Genomic DNA, 16,526 nt, shown 5'->3' on the forward strand with positions numbered 1-16,526 from the left:
TCTTTATTATCCTTGTGAGCGCAGTATCTCATTTTGCTGCGCAACTTTCTTTTTCCATTGCTCCGCACGACGAGTACGGTCAGCAACTTGCCCCACGAGTTGTCCACACGCAGCGTCGATATCATCACCACGTGTCTGACGAATCGTACACACAAAACCGGCATCAGACAAAGTTTTTTGGAAAGAAATAATACGGTTACGGCTTGAACGACCGTATGGCGCATGCGGGAACGGGTTAAACGGAATTAAATTAATTTTGCTTGGTAAGTTTTTCAACAGCTTTAACATTTGCTGTGCATGTTCAGGATGGTCATTTACACCATCTAACATCACGTATTCGATGGTCACGTGTTTACGCGAACTTTCATTACCATCTTTGGCGATATAACGCTGACAAGCAGCAATCAATTGTTCCAACGGATACTTTTTATTGATCGGAACAAGTTCGTTACGTAGTTCATCATTTGGCGCATGGAGTGAAATTGCCAAGGCTACATCAATGTCTTGTGCCAATTGGTCAATTTTCGGCACTACACCTGAGGTTGATAAAGTCACACGACGCTTGGACATACCATACGCAAAGTCATCCAACATGATACGCATTGAATTCAATACAGCATCATAGTTCAACAGCGGCTCACCCATGCCCATCATCACTACGTTGGTCACTGAACGTTCACGATCCGCAACTGGCACATCTTCCATATAAGAGAAGTTCGCCATCCAAAGCTGTCCAATAATTTCAGCTTGGCTCAAGTCACGTTGGAAACCTTGTTTCCCGGTTGAACAGAATGAACAGTCCAGAGCACAGCCCACTTGTGATGAAATACACAAGGTCTTACGTGCGCCGGTTTTATCTTCTGCTGGAATGAGTACAGTTTCAACCAATGAACCAGCACCATCACCTACACGGAACACCCATTTACGAGTACCGTCTTTTGAATAATTTTTATGCACCACTTCAGGCGCTTTAATTTCACAAATCTTTTCTAGTTTTTCACGCAATTTACCAGAAATATTGGTCATTTCAGCAAAATCAGTCACGAAGAACTGATGAATCCATTTCATCACCTGCCCAGCACGGAACTTTTTCTCCCCCATTTCTTCGAAGAATTTTTCCATTTGCGGACGTGACATGCCCAGTAAATTCACTTTCTCCACAGTATTTTGCTGCGTCGGAGCGGATGGAGATTGTTGCTGTGCATCAGAAACAGCTGATGTAGCGACTACTTCAGTACTCATGTGTAATTACCTAAACCATGTCTAAAGATCAAAGGAGAAGCTCAGTTATTGAGCAAAGAGTTATTCAGAGAATAAAAAAACCAGACAAGCAGTATACCACTTATCTGGTTTGAATACTTCGAATTAACGAGTACGTGGAGCGATCTCAGTTTGAGCGAAGAAGTAGTTAACTTCACGATCAGCAGATGCTACAGAGTCAGAACCGTGAGCAGCGTTTTCGTCGATGCTTACAGCGAAGTCTGCACGGATAGTACCAGGAGCAGCTTCTTTAGGGTTAGTTGCGCCAAGGATTTCACGGTGAGCAAGAACTGCGTTTTCGCCTTCAAGAACTGAAACTACAACTGGACCAGAAGTCATGAATGCAACTAGGTCACCAAAGAAACCACGTTCTTTGTGCTCAGCGTAGAAGCCTTCAGCTTCAGCTTGAGTCAAGTGTTTCATTTTAGTTGCAACGATTTGAAGACCCGCTTTTTCGAAACGAGCAAAGATGTCGCCGATGTGGTTTTTAGCAACTGCGTCTGGTTTAACGATAGATAAAGTACGTTCAATAGCCATGAGAGGCTCCTTAAGTCAATTTGACGTGAAAAATTTGCCGCATTATACCGAATAATGCGCTATTTTCTGCTTTTGCTATACAAAAAAATTGCTTTTTTCGATGTAGGGATTAACTTGCCTCATCAATCCAGGCCATCTGAATTCCCTCAAGCAGACCTTCAGTCGACTTTTCTGGGTCATCAGTGAAATTTGGCAATGCACATACCCATGCATGTAGGTCAGTAAAGCGAATCCATTGCGGATCAACATCAGGGTGAGCTTCATACAGCTCAATTGCGATATCAATGGTATCTGTCCAGCGTAAACCCATGGGTCTTCCTAACATCGTCTATAGAATGATGGCTTACTTTAACAAATTTCAGCAATTGGACGTGATAAACCCTTTTAATTTTTTTATTACCAGATTTTGCAATTGTGATGTCCAATCAAACTATAAAACCAAACCCAAAAGAGGTGCACAGAGAATAATCGCCGCACCCACTGCAGCACCTATAGCAGCACCGACAGCGACATCACTTGGGTAATGCAAACCTAAGATCATGCGGGATAATGCCACTAATAAGCTAAAGGGCAACATTAAGACCAACAGCATGGGTTGAATATAGCCCAATACTGTTGTCGCCATGACTGCATGTAGAGTATGCCCCGATGGAAAACTAAAATGATCTAGAGGACGTTCACCTAAGCGAATCACTTGATGCACTTGGTACGGTCTTGGGCGCACAGTTTTCTTTTTGAGGAGTTTGTAGACCGAGGTGCCGACGAAACCACCCAGTAATACATAGACGATTTGTACACTGTAAGACATGCCCTGCACGATCCAGACCGTCGCCAACATGACATACCAAAACACACCATCACCAAGTCGACTCACCATTTTAAATATGTCAGCAACAACTTGTTGATGCGAAAAATGATTGAGATAAATACAGCCTTTTAAATCGAGATGCAGCATTCTTGTTTTTGCATTTTTAAAATTCATCGCTAATCTCCTATCTACAGTCAAAGCCTGACTGTGTTGGGGTTGAGCTAGATTTGTGTTGTTATTTTTACAAGTTTAGTTCTGTGTTTAACTTAGCTTAGGTTCTCTTTTTGACAGTGCAATGATGCTTTGATGACAGTTCAATGAATACTGATTATGAGGATGCTCAACTTCTCTATACAACCAATAGCGCTAGCTCCATTGGCTCATCATGGCTTGATCCACCACGCGATATAGCGCTTGCTCAAATTGCTGTACAGGATATTGCCATCCGATTTTAGCAGCGTCTTTTGCCGCCTCGATGCCCATTGTTTTTAATTTAGCGCGTTGCGGCAATTGCTGCATAAGCCGAATAAATTCATCGGTTCGAGATAAGTGACATAACCATCCCGTTTGCTGATTTCTCACGTGCAGTTGGGCACATGCAGCATTATATGCAATCACAGGCAATCCGCTGGCCATCGCCTCCAAAACCACATTACCAAAAGTCTCAACCTGACTTGCGAAAACAAAAACATCCGCACTAGCATAGGCTTCCGATAAAGCCTGACCACTTAAACTTCCCATAAAAATAACATCTAGTGATTTTGCCAATTGCATTAATCGCGCACGATCTGGGCCATCACCCACAATGACCAATTTCGTTCGTGCATCCATAGCCAACATCGAGCGATAGGCTGAAATTAAAACATCTACCTCTTTTTCAGGAGATAGCCGACCGACATACAGCATCACGCGGGTATGTTCATCTGCTTGCCACTGTTGTCTCAGATCTGCTCGATAATGTGAGGGAGAAAATCGACTATGGTCCACACCACGCCCCACCACCACCAATGGACAGCTAAAACCTAATCGATGCAAGGCATCTGCAGTATCTTGGCTCGGGACACAGGTAAGTTGAGTATTGTTATGAAACCATCGTAAATAATGCTGTACAGGCTTCATTAAAAACGCTAAATCAAAGAAGCGACTAAAATCATGAAAGGCCGAATGAAAACCACTGGACACAGGGATGTGTAAAGAACGCGCCAGTTGAAGCATAGCAAATCCCAAAGGCCCTTCAGTGACTATATGCACAATGTCGACTTGGGCTTTTTTTAAAGCTTTACTGAGTTTGATCAGTTGCGGCCAGCCAAATTGTAAACCTGAATACTTAGGAATCGACTGCGCTCGAACCAAACACTCTTGATCAGGTCTGAAATCCTGACAACTTTCGGACTGTTCAGGGCGTATTAAAAATATTGAGTTGCCTTGTTGCTGCAAGCCTTTACACAACTGCAATAAAGAATGTGCAACACCATTAATTTCTGGCGCCCACGTATCTGTAACAATGGCGATTTTTAGACCTGGACGGATTAATGTTGAGACCGTTTGCACATCCATTCGTGATTGCATATGCTTAAATTGGAACTGAAATCGCGCAGGTTCATCCTGCATACGCCCTAAATTAATAGCCGATTCTGTCATGATCTTACATGCTTCTTATAAATGTATAGTCACAGTTTAAGCAGCAGTTTTTTGCATTTTGATGATTATTTGATGACAGTTTATTGAAAAAAATTGACTAATTTCTTCTACAAAATCATGATTTATCCGTAATTTTTAATCACTTTTAAAATCGTCTGACCCGCACGAGAAGTGATTTGCATATCTGCGTTCATCCGCTCTAAATGCCCACTCATACTACGAAGCCCCACACTCAAACCGGCTTGATTGACCAAATTCACATCAAACCCCACACCATTGTCTTCTACTTCCATTATCAATGCCGAGTTTTCATAATAAATCCGAATCTGCACCACGGTCGCATGACTATGCTTCACAATATTGGTTAATGCTTCTTCGGCTACACGCTGTAGGGTTAAACATTCCATTGGAGTAACATCCACTTCCCATTTTGCAGGAACTGACCATTTAGCGTGTATATCGAGCTAATCAAATAACTGATTAAAACGGTGCCTAAAGGGTGCCATCCATAACAATGGGGTTTCAGGCAGTTTGGTGCCTAAACTTGAACCGCTATCAATGATATGTCGTAAATCATCTCTTAAAATTTTCAACATCGATAAAAATTGCGAATTGGTCAGATCTTTGGAACTCTGCTCAACCGATGCCATTGAACGAACCAAGGAGCCACCTAAGCCATCATGTAGCTCATGTGCAATTTGAATACGCTCTTGCAAGCGGGTATTTTCCATTTCTAACTGATAATGATTTTGTAGGGTATGCGTCAACTCTTCCTTTACTTGAGTGACCGTTGTTGCCAACGTTTGATTAAACTTTTCAATTCGTCTCACACTTTTAGTCAAGCGTAGTGCAAAAATAATCGCCACACCCAAGGTTGTTATCGGGGAAGCATATGCCGAAATCAAATCCCCTTCATTCATCATTAAGCGCCAACCGTCATGGGCACCAATTGGGACATAAATCAACAACATAATCCCTGCCAGCAACTTGGCTTCAACTTGTCCTGATTTATAAGCAATCCACGAAAATGTCAGGCAATTCAGCATATAGCAAGCATAGCCCACCATAAAACTCAAATCTAAGACAGGTTGTACCAAAGACTGTGGTGTAAAAAAAATCAAGCAACCCAATACAAAAACAGTCATCCCCATGACTTTTTCAAGACGTGGAAATTTTCGTCCTGCAAAACGCCAAGGATAGAGACAAGTCGCTGTCGTAAAACAAAGAAAGATAAAGATATGCAAACGATAGAAATCTAGCGTTGATAGCCCCCAAAGCGTCTCGGTAGCTAAAAGTTGCCCAACGTATAGCACCCAAAGAAAACTGGTTATGGCATACCAACCAAAAGCGTTCTCTTCGCGTCGAAACAGCCAAACCAGCCCCGCAATGATCCCCAAGATAAACTCAAAAATAGTGGTGTAGCTATGCAAGCCTCGCATAGCCAACCAATGTTTTTCATACACTTTGGTATTATCGTGATAGCGGTTTAAACTAACCTCACCAAGCCCTAGATTCAGTGCATTGACGCCCACCACTCGTATCAGCACTTCATTCTGACCTTGCTTTAGGCTGTTGGGTGGAATTACCCATTGCCGAGGCATATTCCAACTTCGTGACAAAGGCTCTTGTAATGAATCATCCTGCCAAAACAGCTGACCATTCAAATACACTTGCCCTGCCATATTGATGTAACTCACCATCAAAGAAAGCGGATCTGAGCCTGCATCTTGACACGTGTATTGCCATTTCAAGCGATACCAAGCTGTGCCAGAATAATTATCCCAACGATCTTTCCAACGATCTGGTAACTTTTCTATCGTTTGCCAATGCTCATGCCCGGTCAATTCTCCGCTTGGCATCTGCGCCTGAGCGACTTCTTGACTGACTAATTTTGACTGACATGATTGGGCAATAGCTTGTGGACTTAGCCCAATTGCACCAAATACAAGACAAAGAACGGTAAATTTCAGCTTTAAAGGTTTAATTAGAGAAATGAGGACATTTAAAAATGTCAGACGTGTTTGAACGCAATACGCCAAGCACATCGAACCTTTTTTCCGACATGCGCAACTTGGAGCATTTGAATGATAGCGATTCAATACTGACCTTCCCCGTTAGCCGAAATAAAATGGCTAAAATAAAAACAAGATCACATATTAAACCTATGAACTCTAATAAGAAAAACTTTTTCTGAATTATTTATTCTTAACGCTATATCGATATTTTAACATCTCGAATACTCAAGACATTCACATCCAACTTTATATTTGCAACAGAGAATGGAGCTACTTAGATTGAAGCTAGAGACTCACATTAATATCTATACTCAAGCTTCAATCTAGCGACATGAACTTAGCACTCTGCATATAATCACCTTAACCATGAAATAAAATCACTCGCTAAGCCTCTCAAAACACCATATTTACAAAGACTGTATCGCGGTAGATTCCTGCAGGTGTCGTTGCATTCACTCGCTCCACCAAACGCACAGCAATCACATAGTTATTTTTGCCAGCGCCTTGCTCTGTAGAAACATTCCACAGATTTTCCATCGCACCTGAAACAGTCATTCGTGTTTTGAGCTTAATCGGGCCATTCGTCACAAAACTACTGCCCGAAGTATCCTGCAAATTACGGCTATTAAAGCGTATGCGGTATTTACCGGAACAATCGACACTAAATGAACTCGCCGCTTGACTATTATAGTAATTCGCCAAGCGCATATTGGTTTCACTGATTCGTCCCATTTCACAACGATTCGGTGCAGCAAATGTTATTGAACTAAATAACGCTGCTGAGATGAGTAAAATACTTTTCATTGGAAATACTCCTTTATTTACACTGCAATGTAATTAATTCAGGAGTTTGGTTTTCTACCTTTTTCGGCACTGTTAATGCTGTTTGGCAAGATCGACCACCACTGGTCCTCACCGTCAACTTGTAGTAGCCTTCAACCAAACCATATAACATTACCGTGCCATCTGAACCCACTGGATAAACATCAGCTTCTGGGGTATCAATTGCAACTTCACTTCCTGCAACAAATTGATGACCTTGTTCATCCAATATTTTGACCAATATTTGTTGTGTATCAAATACTGAAAAATTAATGTTATAACCACGCTGTCTTAATGCGACTAAACGATGTGCAGCATTTGGAACTTTGCTTTCGATCGGTAATTGATTTTCATCAAATGAAATATCGTAATTAATATAAGGAACGATATCGTGTACAAAGGCATAGCCTTTTTTATTGGTTTTCGCGACTGGAGACATTGAACGCATGACATCAATATCTTCACGACCACCAACATTCACTAAAGCAAAGGCATTATCGACAAAACTGGTCAATGCGTATTGACCACCCAACCACACCATAGCGCCACGGTAGCCAACCTGTGTTGTTGAATCATTTTCACTATAGAGATGACTTAAGGTTAAATCACCAACATCAGTGGACAAACCACCATAGGCATTTAATACTGTTTCATCATTACGATAATCCACACCTAGCGCATAATTTGCACCATATTCACCAAATGCATTTTGGATGAAACGTACACCGCCGGATTTATTGGTACCTGCATCAGCCTGAATACGTTTACCACCACCAAAATTATAAGAAAATGTAATAAAGGCACCTGAGTCATCGCTATCACCAAATTCTTTAAAATAATTGGCGGTATACATTAAATTCTGTGTAATTTCGCGGCTCACACCTACAGTGAGCATTTTGCGATCCTCTAATTCAAATAAAGGATCATTAGATTCATACTGAGTTTGTTCGATATAGTTCAGGTTTAAATTTTGAAAGAATGGAAAATTAGCAAAACTTAAATACGCCATATTTTCAAATTTTGGAAAAATATGATTATCTTCATAGCCCAACGCCCGATAATCATTTGTAGCATAGCGTGAACTCACACCAAAATTGAGTTTCCCGAAATTACGACTGATAGCCAAACCTGCAGAATAGCCATCGTCGTCATCGGTTTTACTGCCTAAAAAAATACTGTCTAAAACAAACCATCGATTGACCGCTTGCGTCCATAGCAGTCCTGCATTTTTTACTTTGTCACTATAGGTAGCACTTGCACCCAACGTGGTACGACTGGTAACACCTCTACGCCAATAGGCTGAACTGAAAAAATCGCGATAATCGCTATTTTCTTCGTCATAACTGAAGCGTAGTTTCCCTAATGATATGTTGTAATCATTTAAATCTTCTTTAAGCAATTTACTGCTAATTAACACCGGAAAACTTCGAACAGTGGTATTCCCCAATACATCTTGTACAACCATTTGCGCTGTACCAGCACTTTCAATATTGGCACCTGTTTGTAGGTTATAATCTCCAGGTGAAATCTTTTTCTGATAAATATTTACGCCATCAATATATAAATCAACAGTCGAAGGTAAAACTGCACTACCTTTTAGACTTGGAATATTCCAATACACAAAATCTGGACGTGACGTATAGTCTGTACCAAAACTCAAACCACCAAATCGCACACCATGAATTAATGCGCTATAGGCAGAGGTCGTATCACCAATAATCAGCTTGGTCGCATTTTTGGAGAAATCAAACTCAAGACTACTATTTAACCTTACAAATTTTTCTTCACGATAATCATCCCCTTTATTATTTCGATAAAAGGCATTATTTCTTAAAATCCAATTGTCTTTAAACACCCCAAGTTCAGGCAGTACACCAAAATTATTATGTTGAGTGTTATTTTCAAAGTGCATTTCATAATTGAGAAATGCACCAAAATTTGCAGGCATCGGCTGACTGATTAAGGCATCCGTTTCTAGCCCAAAGAAATATTTTGATGGAAGATTAATTTTGATAGCTTGCAATTGAGGATCAAATCCAGAATGAATATCTTGATCCGTTACCAAACAAAATGAATTTTTAGTTGCATGTCGTTTCAGAATTTCTACTTTAATTTGCAGCTTATCAAGATCTGCGCACTCTATATAAAACTTGTTATTTTCAGTCAGTAATAATACTTCGCTCTTGCGGTCTACTTCGTTTACCCAAATACTGGTTGGAAATAAATCATCAGGTATATCAACAGCTTCTGCATGAGCAGAATTAGCACATAAAATACAATATAGAAGCAATGTAATTCTATTCATAGCCACTACTCAACTAAATTAAACTCCAAAGGAGTGTCACCTTTATCTGTTTCCACAACGACTTTATAATTACTAGCGCCTTGTAAAGAAACACTCCCGATGTCGTATTGGTTTTTACCTAATGCCAATAAATATTTCATATCGGAAGATTCAGCGACTGTTTTCTTGCTTTTATCGATGACATAAAGTTTTTGGATTTGAATGTGTGATTTTGCTAAATTTTCAACCTGAATAATGGTGCGACCATTCGATTTTTTAGCAATAAATTTCAAATAAGCGGGTTCTTGTTTGCCGACAAAAAATGGCACATTAATACTTAATAACAGTGCAATTTTCGATTCAGAGTTCGTCACTTGTGGTAGCTCAGTATAAAGAATACGCCATGCTTCTTCTTGTTGTAGATTCATACTTTCTACAGATTGAGTAAATCCCACACGAACCATTTGTTTTGAATTTGGTTTTAAAATAAAGTTTTTCGGATTGATAATAATATTGGATTCAGGTGAAAGAACATCTTCGCCTGCAGCATTTTGAGTCCATTTAAATGCTTGAGCCTCAAAAATACGTGGTGTCTCATCATCCCCTTTCGACTCCAAAGTAAATGTCGCACTGCGTTGTTTAGATTTATCGGTTAAATATAACTGCACAGGGCTAATTGAAATACCTGCAAATATTTGAGGACTCAATAAGCAAGTCATTAAACTAAATGAAACGACTTTGAATAAACTTTTCATACACCCACCCCAGTACATTTAAATATTATTATCAATTCAAAAATAAAAAGAAGTTGACCCTAACTGTGTAGAATCAACTCCCTAAATTTGGATTAGTAAGCTACTTTGATATATAAAGTATCTTTGTATGTACCAGCACGTTGAGTACCTGAAATTGTATTTTTTGGAGCTACAGATACAGCAAAGTTATCAACGCTCATACCAGTTACAGGTGTAGAACCGATTGGATAATTCACACCACCTTTTGAAGTCGTGATTTTTGTAAATACTTTGTCACTAGTGGTTTCATGTTTTACAAAAGTATCTGCACTTGAACCCGCGTTTAGCGTAGATAGATTTAATGTATATGGAGTGTTCGTTGTAACTGTAAAGCCACTAGCACCCCTATAACTGTCTTCAACGAGTTTGATGTCTTTACCTACCAAAAGCTCACATGCTTTAAGAATCTGTAACTCGATGTCGATTTCGCCTTCACACGGCGCACCGCCACATTGTTTAGATTCTTTTTTACCACCAGCGATTGCAGATGTTGCTGGAAGTGCTACGAACAATGTTGCAGATAGTACTGCGGTTAAAATTTTAGATGTAGACATTTCACTTCTCCATTCTCATATGAGATTTATTAGTATGTGCATCAAAGGATATTTGTTAAGAAAAACTAATTAATCTTACTTTCCCTAGGTGCTGATTCATTCTTAATCATGTGGAGAAAAAAAGAACCTAATGTGGAATATTCACACGAATATTAATGTAATATTATTTTTTACGAATATTTAAATTATGTGGCTGTAATATATTAAATATTTTTAATTTTTATATTTTTATTTAATTTTTCTCTTTATCCCAAATTTTGGGGATTTTTTTCATATCCCTATTTTTTGGTATAACATATCTTATTGTTTTTATTAAATTTAGTAACATTAAAAATAATATAGGCTGTTACATATTTCACCAAATATTTGTGAAATAGTTCAAAATAATTTTCAAACAAACCAATACTACGTGAATATTCAACTATATTAATAGTAAAGACCGATTAAATTTAAATTTTAAATAGAATCTCGAATGTATAATCACCACTTTCAGGTATGTCTTTTGAAACGCAATACAAGAATTACGTCACCAAATACTGAGCCTTTGTATTAAATTACAGGTTTTGAAACACGTCTTAGTTTCCAATGTTAAGCTTTTGTAAATCATATTTTCTTTCTTTAAATTTCAGTTTTTTGTTTTTCAAATTTTTAGAATCTCATTTATTACATGAAATATCATGTATGTTAAAATTCAGTCCCTCTCTTTCAACCCTCTTTTTACTTTGTTTTTTTATTCAAAATACGGACCACCTCTTTTAAAACTGCCTGGATTCTTCTTTAGAAAATTCTATAAATAAAAAAAAGCCCCAAGTTATGGGGCTTTTTAAAAAATTTAACTTACTCACTGACTGGATAAAGCAATCCTTGATCGACTCGAAAGATTTGACCTGATCCAAAGTCGATCTGCTGCAACTCTCCTTTTAATTTTGGGAATCCAGCAATTTTCTCCAATTGCGGTGAACGTTGAAAATTCTTCGTTTTAGGATTGTACATCCAATAAATAAATCGCTTATCTTCTATTTTTCGACCATCAGAGGTATCTGAAAGTACAACATCATAGTATCCATCAAAGTTTACATCTAAGAATCCCATACTATTCCCAAAAGCATTAAAGCCTTGTAATGACTGTAGTACTTTGCCATTCGATTTATTAATCACATCTACGCGTTTTAGAGACTTCCCATAAGGTTGGTCTGCGGATTGCACCCCATAAAACTTAAACAGCAGGATAGGTTTATCTACTGCTTTAAACGCAGGTTCAAACTGTAAATAACTTGTAGATGGTGGTACCGTTTGTTCAGTCAGTTCTGCTTTAAACGAGCCTGTATTTGCATTCAAGGTTCCTGCCAATCGATAAGCTGTTGCCGCACTTTGTTCAGTCCCAACATTAACTGAATTCAAGTCAATAAAATCAGCTTTTTGAGTCCCTTTAAAGTTAATTTGTTTGGGCTCTTGTAGATTAGTCAACGTCCCGTGCGGATTCCATATACCAGCATACAAATCTAAGAAATAACGTCCTTCAATCGAGCGAAGCATCCGCTGCATGGATATCCGAACCTCAGGTAAAGGCTTTAACTCAGGCTGTGCTATATCTGCATCTTGTGCAAAACCCACCACAGGTAGACAAAGAGCGAGTAAAAGAGAGAGTTTTGATATTTTCATTGCAATTACACACTCCATACAGCATGAATAATGCCTACTCTATCACAACCTAAATTCAACACAGATGACACAAATATAGGAGTTTTGAAACTATCTATGACTCAAACCATTAGATTAAATTGGTGCCGCTTTTAAAGCCCATGTTTCCAATCTTTGGCATCCCCATTAAAAACATCTTTTTTGACTGAGAAATAAAATTTTGTTCTTTTATTGCTCTACAACTTTTTTTACTTGAATACAAGGAAGAAAAAGTACTGCTTTGAATGAAACCCAAAAAGCAAATCACTGTTGTGGACGCAAAGAGGCCACGTACTGCCTTTTATCCTTTCTAGGTACTTAGCAAATTTAAATACCACTCAAATGAGTGGGCTTTCACATTCAAATCAATTGATTGGAGAAATTAGTTTTTCTCTTTATCAACGGTTTTACTTGCCTTTATGCTGATTTCAGTAAGGCATAAAAAAGCCCCTGTTAAAAACAGGGGCTTTTTGACTTAGAAATCAAAACTTAGTTCTTTTCTTTGTCTACGATTTTGTTCGCTTGAATCCAAGGTATGAGCAAACTCAGAACACTGTTCTGAGTGAAGCGCAAGGAATAAAAGCACTGCTTACATCATTTGAGGCACGCAGCCTTGATACCGTCTTTTGTAAGGCATAAAAAAGCCCCTGTTAAAAACAAGGGCTTTTTGACTTAGATATCAGAACTTAGTTCTTTTCTTTGTCTACGATTTTGTTCGCTTGGATCCAAGGCATCATCGCACGTAACTTGTTACCAGTTACTTCGATACCATGCGCCGCGTTTTGACGACGACGAGCAGTCATAGAAGGATAGTTCAACGCACCTTCTTGGATGAACATCTTCGCGTATTCGCCAGATTGAATACGTTTAAGTGCATTACGCATTGCTTCACGAGACTGTTCGTTGATTACTTCAACGCCAGTTACGTATTCGCCATATTCAGCATTGTTTGATACTGAGTAGTTCATGTCCGCGATACCGCCTTCGAACATTAAGTCAACGATCAATTTAAGTTCGTGTAGACATTCGAAGTAAGCCATTTCTGGTGCATAACCAGCTTCAACCAAAGTTTCGAAGCCCATTTTAACCAATTCAACAGCACCACCACAAAGAACTGCTTGCTCACCGAAAAGGTCAGTTTCAGTTTCTTCACGGAATGAAGTTTCAATAATACCAGTACGACCACCACCCACACCTGAAGCGTAAGAAAGCGCAACGTTACGTGCATTACCAGAAGCATCTTGGTGAACAGCGATAAGATCAGGTACACCTGAACCACGTTGGAATTCTGAACGTACAGTATGACCAGGCGCTTTTGGAGCAACCATGATTACGTCAAGGTCAGCACGTGGAACAACTTGGTTATAAAGAACAGAGAAACCATGAGCAAATGCTAGCGTTGCACCTTGCTTGATGTTTGGCTCAATTACGTCACGGTAAAGTTGTGATTGGAACTCATCTGGAGTCAAAATCATAACTAAGTCAGCTTGAGCTACAGCAGCAGGAACTTCTGAAACTTTAAGACCAGCATTTTCAGCTTTTTTCCAAGAAGTAGAACCAGCACGTAGACCTACAGTTACGTCAACGCCTGAATCTTTAAGGTTAAGCGCATGAGCATGGCCTTGTGAACCATAACCAATGATTGCTACTTTTTTGCCTTGGATGATAGATAAGTCTGTGTCTTTATCGTAAAAAATTTGCATTGCTGTCTCCGCTAAAATGCTTTTGTTTCCTTTAACTTGATACCGTGATTCTGTTTGATTATTCACGTTTCAAGTACCTCACCCATAGGAGTGAGGTGAATATATAAAATTAGATAGTTAAAACTTTTTCGCCACGTGCGATACCTGAAACACCTGAACGTACAACTTCTAGAATTGTATTTTCAGCTAAGGCATCAATAAAGCCATCAATCTTTTCAGTTGTACCTGCGATTTGAATAGTATATGTCGTTGGCGTTACGTCTACGATTTGTCCACGGAAAATATCCGCAGTACGTTTAATTTCGGCACGTGCTGAACCGAGTGCTTTGACTTTAATTAACATCAATTCACGTTCAATATGAGCACCTTCAGACAAATCAACAACTTTAACAACTTCGACAAGCTTGTTGAGTTGTTTGGTGATTTGTTCAATTTTATGCTCATCGCCATACGTGGTTAAAGTCAAACGCGAAAGCGTCGGATCTTCTGTTGGCGCTACGTTTAATGTCTCAATGTTATAACCACGCTGAGAGAATAAACCTACCAAACGTGAAAGCGCACCTGCTTCGTTTTCTACAAGTACAGAGATAATATGTCTCATTGTGTGCGCTCTCCTTTGCCTAACCACATATCTTTCATTGACTGGCCAGCAACCAACATTGGATATACATGCTCTGAACGGTCAACCATCACGTTAATAAACACGCACTTGTCATTGATCGCCATCGCTTCAGCAAGCTTCGACTCGAGTTCATCTGCATGGTCAATTTGAATACCTACATGACCATACGCCTCCATTAATTTAGGGAAGTCTGGAAGTGACTCAACATACGAGCTTGAATGGCGACCTTCGTAGTTCATATCCTGCCACTGTTTCACCATACCTAATGCACGGTTATTCAAGCATAGAATTTTTACATTCAAGCCATATTGCTTACATGTTGATAATTCCTGGATACACATCTGAATCGATGCTTCACCGGTAATACATACCACTTGCTGGTCCGGGAACGCGAGTTTTGCAGCCATGGCATAAGGCAAGCCTACACCCATGGTTCCTAGACCACCTGAGTTGATCCATTGACGTGGACGTGTGTATTTGTAGTAAAGCGCACCAAACATTTGGTGTTGACCAACGTCTGAAGTAATGATGGCTTGACTATTGGTAATTTTATCCAACGCTTCAACAACTTGCTGTGGCTTCATCGAACCATCAGTTGGTTTGTCATAGTTCAAACCATGAACTTGGCGCCATTCATTGATTTGTTTCCACCAAGCCCCGATATCTTCAGGATTTGGTTTAGACACATTCAATTGTTTTAATTGCGCCAACATTTCAGTCAATACAGGCTCTACTGCACCCACAATTGGGATGTGCGCCATAATTGTTTTTGAAATCGTTGCTGGGTCAATATCAATATGAATGACTTTTGCATTTGGACAGAATTTCGCTGGATTATTGGTTACACGGTCATCGAAGCGCGCGCCTACACACAGAATCACATCTGCATTGTGCATCGTCATATTGGCTTCGTAAGTACCATGCATACCCAACATACCGATGAACTGTTCATCATTGCCCGGATACGCACCAAGACCCATTAAGGTACTGGTTACTGGATAACCCAATAAATGTGCAAGTTCTGTCAACTGTGCAGAAGCGTTGCCTTGAACCACACCACCGCCTGAATAAATAATTGGGCGTTTAGCATGAATCAATTCATCAATTGCTTTACGAATTTGACCTGAGTGACCACGATGCGGCGGTTGATACGAACGCATTTTCACTTTTTCAGGATATTCGTAAGCAAATTTCTCTGCAGGATTCGTCGCATCTTTTGGAATATCAACGACAACAGGACCCGGACGACCACTTGAAGCGATATAAAATGCCTTCTTAATAATCGAAGGGATTTCGCTTGCATGACGTACTTGGAAGCTGTGTTTTACGATTGGGCGCGAAATACCGACCATATCCGTTTCTTGGAACGCATCCTCACCGATAAGATGGCTTGCAACCTGACCTGACAAAATCACCATTGGGATTGAGTCCATATAGGCAGTTGCAATTGGAGTTACGGTATTTGTTGCACCAGGACCAGATGTCACCAATACGACGCCTGTTTTACCTGTGACACGTGAGTAAGCATCAGCCATATGACCAGCAGCTTGCTCGTGGCGCACTAGGTAATGATTGATTTTTTCTTGTTGAAATAGCGCATCATAAATATGCAGTACTGCGCCGCCTGGGTATCCAAAAACATGTTCAACGCCTTCGTCCGCTAAAGCGCGAACAAGCATTTCACCACCAGATAAAAGTTCCAACGTGATTCACCCTAATCTTTTTTCACGCACAAATGGAGGGCATTTGTCGTGGTTAATTCATTAACTGTGTGCTCTGTTATAGCACACAAATTTCATAGTTTTC

General features: G+C 39.7%; 15 protein-coding genes. All 15 read right to left on the bottom strand.

Annotation, left to right across the window (positions count from 1 at the left end):
* Nucleotides 1-6: 6 nt before the first annotated feature.
* Nucleotides 7-1,242 (bottom strand): 23S rRNA (adenine(2503)-C(2))-methyltransferase RlmN, encoded by a 1,236-nt coding sequence (gene rlmN, locus FTU06_RS00135; RefSeq protein WP_078189613.1) that lies wholly within the window; start codon nt 1,240-1,242, stop codon nt 7-9.
* Nucleotides 1,243-1,365: 123 nt separating this feature from the next.
* Nucleotides 1,366-1,797: a nucleoside-diphosphate kinase gene (ndk, locus tag FTU06_RS00140; protein ID WP_078189614.1), complete on the bottom strand. Its 432-nt coding sequence runs from the start codon at nt 1,795-1,797 to the stop codon at nt 1,366-1,368.
* A 109-nt stretch (nt 1,798-1,906) separates the two neighbouring features.
* Nucleotides 1,907-2,107 (bottom strand): Fe-S cluster assembly protein IscX, encoded by a 201-nt coding sequence (gene iscX, locus FTU06_RS00145; protein ID WP_078189615.1) that lies wholly within the window; start codon nt 2,105-2,107, stop codon nt 1,907-1,909.
* A gap of 120 nt (nt 2,108-2,227) precedes the next feature.
* Entirely contained in the window at nt 2,228-2,779 is a 552-nt protein-coding gene (locus FTU06_RS00150) for a phosphatase PAP2 family protein (protein ID WP_180144203.1), read from the bottom strand.
* A gap of 192 nt (nt 2,780-2,971) precedes the next feature.
* Nucleotides 2,972-4,249 (bottom strand): glycosyltransferase family 4 protein, encoded by a 1,278-nt coding sequence (locus tag FTU06_RS00155; RefSeq protein ID WP_373684678.1) that lies wholly within the window; start codon nt 4,247-4,249, stop codon nt 2,972-2,974.
* 119 nt (nt 4,250-4,368) lie between these two features.
* A complete protein-coding gene (locus FTU06_RS00160; RefSeq protein WP_168378455.1) occupies nt 4,369-4,653 on the bottom strand; it encodes a sensor histidine kinase in 285 nt (94 codons plus the stop codon).
* Between the two features lie 57 nt (nt 4,654-4,710).
* A complete protein-coding gene (locus FTU06_RS00165; protein ID WP_180082327.1) occupies nt 4,711-6,285 on the bottom strand; it encodes a 7TM diverse intracellular signaling domain-containing protein in 1,575 nt (524 codons plus the stop codon).
* A gap of 369 nt (nt 6,286-6,654) precedes the next feature.
* Nucleotides 6,655-7,065 carry a hypothetical protein gene (locus tag FTU06_RS00170; RefSeq protein ID WP_180025983.1) on the bottom strand — a complete coding sequence of 137 codons (411 nt, stop codon included), beginning with the start codon at nt 7,063-7,065 and terminating at the stop codon, nt 6,655-6,657.
* Between the two features lie 13 nt (nt 7,066-7,078).
* Nucleotides 7,079-9,388 (bottom strand): fimbria/pilus outer membrane usher protein, encoded by a 2,310-nt coding sequence (locus FTU06_RS00175; protein ID WP_180144207.1) that lies wholly within the window; start codon nt 9,386-9,388, stop codon nt 7,079-7,081.
* Between the two features lie 5 nt (nt 9,389-9,393).
* Nucleotides 9,394-10,122, bottom strand: coding sequence for a molecular chaperone (locus FTU06_RS00180; protein ID WP_180005391.1), 729 nt, complete (start codon nt 10,120-10,122; stop codon nt 9,394-9,396).
* A gap of 92 nt (nt 10,123-10,214) precedes the next feature.
* A complete protein-coding gene (locus FTU06_RS00185) occupies nt 10,215-10,715 on the bottom strand; it encodes a hypothetical protein (protein ID WP_180011654.1) in 501 nt (166 codons plus the stop codon).
* An 837-nt stretch (nt 10,716-11,552) separates the two neighbouring features.
* The gene (locus FTU06_RS00190; protein WP_257234195.1) at nt 11,553-12,377 is read right to left on the bottom strand and encodes a hypothetical protein; all 825 of its coding nucleotides are present in this window, start codon (nt 12,375-12,377) and stop codon (nt 11,553-11,555) included.
* A 704-nt stretch (nt 12,378-13,081) separates the two neighbouring features.
* Nucleotides 13,082-14,098, bottom strand: a complete 1,017-nt coding sequence (ilvC, locus tag FTU06_RS00195; protein WP_078192867.1) for a ketol-acid reductoisomerase — start codon at nt 14,096-14,098, stop codon at nt 13,082-13,084.
* Between the two features lie 109 nt (nt 14,099-14,207).
* Nucleotides 14,208-14,699 (bottom strand): acetolactate synthase small subunit, encoded by a 492-nt coding sequence (gene ilvN / locus FTU06_RS00200; RefSeq protein WP_078189625.1) that lies wholly within the window; start codon nt 14,697-14,699, stop codon nt 14,208-14,210.
* Entirely contained in the window at nt 14,696-16,423 is a 1,728-nt protein-coding gene (locus tag FTU06_RS00205; RefSeq protein ID WP_078192673.1) for an acetolactate synthase 3 large subunit, read from the bottom strand. Before FTU06_RS00205 ends, ilvN begins: the two co-directional genes overlap by 4 nt.
* Nucleotides 16,424-16,526 lie beyond the last annotated feature (103 nt).

The organism is Acinetobacter sp. YH12052 (assembly GCF_013419835.1).
Taxonomy (GTDB): domain Bacteria; phylum Pseudomonadota; class Gammaproteobacteria; order Pseudomonadales; family Moraxellaceae; genus Acinetobacter; species Acinetobacter amyesii.